This window comes from Falsiroseomonas oryzae (genome assembly GCF_027856955.1).
Lineage (GTDB): Bacteria > Pseudomonadota > Alphaproteobacteria > Acetobacterales > Acetobacteraceae > Falsiroseomonas > Falsiroseomonas oryzae.
Genome location: NZ_JAPSMD010000553.1, coordinates 1 through 2982 on the forward strand (window position 1 = coordinate 1; position 2982 = coordinate 2982).

Annotated in this window: 3 protein-coding genes; 1 reads left to right on the forward strand and 2 read right to left on the reverse strand. The window is 72.9% G+C overall.

The genetic code is table 11. From position 1 onward, the window contains the following. On the reverse strand, positions 1-614 hold a 614-nt coding region (locus tag OZN99_RS28715), incomplete at its 3' end, for a hemerythrin domain-containing protein (protein ID WP_270938638.1). A 186-nt stretch (positions 615-800) separates the two neighbouring features. Continuing rightward, positions 801-1715, reverse strand: coding sequence for an NAD(P)/FAD-dependent oxidoreductase (locus tag OZN99_RS28720; RefSeq protein ID WP_270938639.1), 915 nt, complete (start codon positions 1713-1715; stop codon positions 801-803). Positions 1716-1876: 161 nt separating this feature from the next. On the opposite strand from OZN99_RS28720, the gene OZN99_RS28725 reads away from it, so the two are divergent. After that, positions 1877-2950, forward strand: coding sequence for an alkene reductase (locus OZN99_RS28725; RefSeq protein ID WP_270938640.1), 1074 nt, complete (start codon positions 1877-1879; stop codon positions 2948-2950). Positions 2951-2982: the final 32 nt, after the last annotated feature.

The following is a 2982-nucleotide window of genomic DNA, read 5'->3' on the forward strand; positions in this document are numbered from 1 at the left end:
GTGCGGCGCCTGGCGGCCTCGGCCTCCTGGCGGACGGCGTCCGCTTCCTGGCGGACGGCCTCGGCCGCGCGGGCCTCGGCGGCGGCCTGCTCGCGCGCCTGGCGATCCTGCTCCTCGGCCTGCTCGCGCTCCTGGCGCGCCTGTGCGCGGCGCTCCTCGGCCTCGTCCTGCCTCGCCTGCTCAGCCTCGGCGCGGCCGGCCTCCATCCTGCCAGCCACTTCCTGCACCTGCTCCTCGCTCAAAGCCCGCTGCACGGCCGGCAGGATCTCGGTCTTCTCGTCCCGGGCATGCTGGCGGAAGGTCTTCTGCAGGTCCTTCAGCCGCTGCAGGAAGGACTCGTCGTTCTTCGGCAGCCCGTCCAGCTCGCCGAGCGTGGCGCGCAGCTCCCGGTTGTCGCGGATCGCATCCGCGACGAGCTCCTTGGTCTCCTGGTTCCGGCGCAGCACGGGGAACAGGTGCTGCTCCTCCAGGCTCGCATGGAGTTCGAGCTCGGCCTTGAGCTCGGCGAACAGCCGCTCGCGCGTCTTCACGGCGCCGTCGGAGGTCTCGGCAAGCCGCGCGAACAGCTCATTGGCGCGGGCAGGCCCGGCCTGCATCATGGTGCGTAGCGTCATCAATCAATCCCCTTGAATACGCCCCGCCTGGGGCATGTGGCCTATCGCGCGCGTCGCACGGCACGGCGTGCCGCGGGACAGGCGCATCACGGCGGTGTCAGGGGTGGAGCGCACGGGGAGCGGCGAAGTTTCGCGCCGCGGCAAAACAATTCACGGTAGATGCCGACGCGAACCGGATGGCCCGAACTACCCTTCCTCCCCGGTCCGCGGTGCGCAGGCGTTGTGGATGCGCGTCGCCGCGATGGCGGCATGGCCCATCCCGACGACGATCTGGTCGAGTCCGGCCACGACGTCGCCGGCGGCATAGAGACAGGGCACGCTGGTCTGCATGCCCTCATCCACGCGCAGCGCGCCCTTGGCGTCGCGGTCGGCGCCGAGCGCCTCGGCCAGTTGCGTGCGGTAGCGCAGGCCGAGCGCGGAATAGAGGATGTCGAAGCGCAGCTCCTCGCCATCAAGGCGCAGGGCGGAGATGCGTCCGTCCCGCTCATCCAGGCCGACCACCGGCCGCTCCACCACGCGCACGCGGTGGCGTGCCAGGCGCGCGCGCATCGCGTCGTCCATCTCCATCGGGCGGCCGAGGGTGAGCAGCGTCACGTCCTCGGCGTAGCTGCGCGCGAGGAAGAGGGCCTCGGCGGCACCCTGCGCGCCGTGGCCGATCACGGCGATGCGCCGGTCGCGGCTCTCGAAGCCGTCGCAGACCGGGCAGTAGCGGACCAGACCGCGACGGACGGCGTCCGGCAGGTCCGGCAGGTCGGGTTCGACATCCACCGCACCGGTGGCCAGCAGGACGTGGCGCGCGCGGATCGGCGGGCCGGCCTCCGGCGTCGCGACGAAGCCCCTGCCCTGCCGGGCCAGCGCGACGATGCGGCCGATGACCGGCACCCGGTAGCGCGAAAGGTGCTCGCGCTGGCGGGCCAGGATCTCGGGGCCAGGAATGCCGTCGGCGAAGAAGGGGATGTTGTGGCTGGCCGGGATCCAGGCGGCGCGCGGCTGGCCGGCATCGGCCACCATGACGCGCCGGCGGAAGCGGGCGAGGTAGAGCGCCGCGGTCAGCCCGGCGGGCCCGCCGCCCACCACGAGCGCATCGAGAGGATCCTGCATCCCGTCCCAACGCGCCGCGGCGCCCTCGGCTTCGGAACGCCATCATTTCCCTGAATTGCGGTCATCGCCGCAGGCGCGGTGGCCGTCCACCCGGCCCGGCCCACCTTCACCACCGAACGGGCACGCCTCTCGCGCGCCCCGATGCAGAAGGACGCCGATCTATGGCCGATGCCTCGCCCCTCTTCACCCCCACCCGCCTCGGCGACATACCGCTTGCCAATCGCGTGGTGATGGCGCCGATGACGCGTAGCCGCGCGCCGCAGGGCGTGCCGACCGCGCTGAATGCGGAATACTACGCCCAGCGCGCCAGCGCCGGGCTGATCATCACAGAAGGCACCTCCCCCACGCCGGAGGGCCGTGGCTACACCCACATCCCCGGCCTCTACAGCCCGGCCCAGATCGAGGGCTGGCGCGGCGTGGCGAAGGCGGTGCACGCGCGGGGCGGGCGCATCGTCGCGCAGATCATGCACACCGGTCGCATCGCGCATCCGGACAACATGGACGGCGCCCGGGTGGTGGGCCCGTCCGCCATCGCCGCCTCCGGCCAGATGTTCACCGCAGCCGGGCCGCAGGACCATCCGGTGCCGCACGCGCTGACCGAGGCGGAGATCGAGGCGACCATCGAAGGCTATGCGCAGGCCGCGCGCAACGCCGTGGCGGCCGGCCTGGACGGCATCGAGGTGCATGGCGCGAACGGCTACCTGCCGAACCAGTTCCTCGCGCCCAGCGCCAACGGGCGCACCGACCGCTGGGGCGGCAGCGCGGCGAACCGCGCGCGCTTCCTGCTTGCGGTGCTCGATGCCTCGATCGCCGCCATCGGCGCCGGGCGCGTGGGCCTGCGCGTCTCGCCCGGCAACCCGTTCAACGACATCGCCGACCCGGCGCTGGAGGAGACCTACACGGAACTCTTCGCCGAACTCGGCAGGCGGGACTTCGCCTATCTGCACCTGTTCGGCACGGATCCCGGCTTCGACGTACCGGCGCTGGCCGCAAGGCTTTCGGGCAAGAAGCTGATCCTGAACGGTGGCTATGACCGCGCGCGGGCGGAGGGCGAGCTCGCGGCCGGCCGGGCGCAGGCGATCTCCTTCGGCTCCGCCTTCATCGCCAACCCGGACCTGCCGGAGCGGCTGCGCCGCGGCGCGGCGCTGGCCACGCCGGACCGCGCGACCTTCTACGGCGGCGACGCTCGCGGCTACACGGACTATCCGGCGCTGCCGGCGGCGCGGGCTGCCTGACGCGCGGGCCGGAGGGTCTGCCGGCCGCGCAG

Bases quoted from the DNA above. Each gene is read 5' to 3' on its own strand.
- OZN99_RS28725 (WP_270938640.1), top strand. From the start codon at position 1,877: ATGGCCGATGCCTCGCCCCTCTTCACCCCCACCCGCCTCGGCGACATA.
- OZN99_RS28720 (WP_270938639.1), bottom strand. From the start codon at position 1,715: ATGCAGGATCCTCTCGATGCGCTCGTGGTGGGCGGCGGGCCCGCCGGG.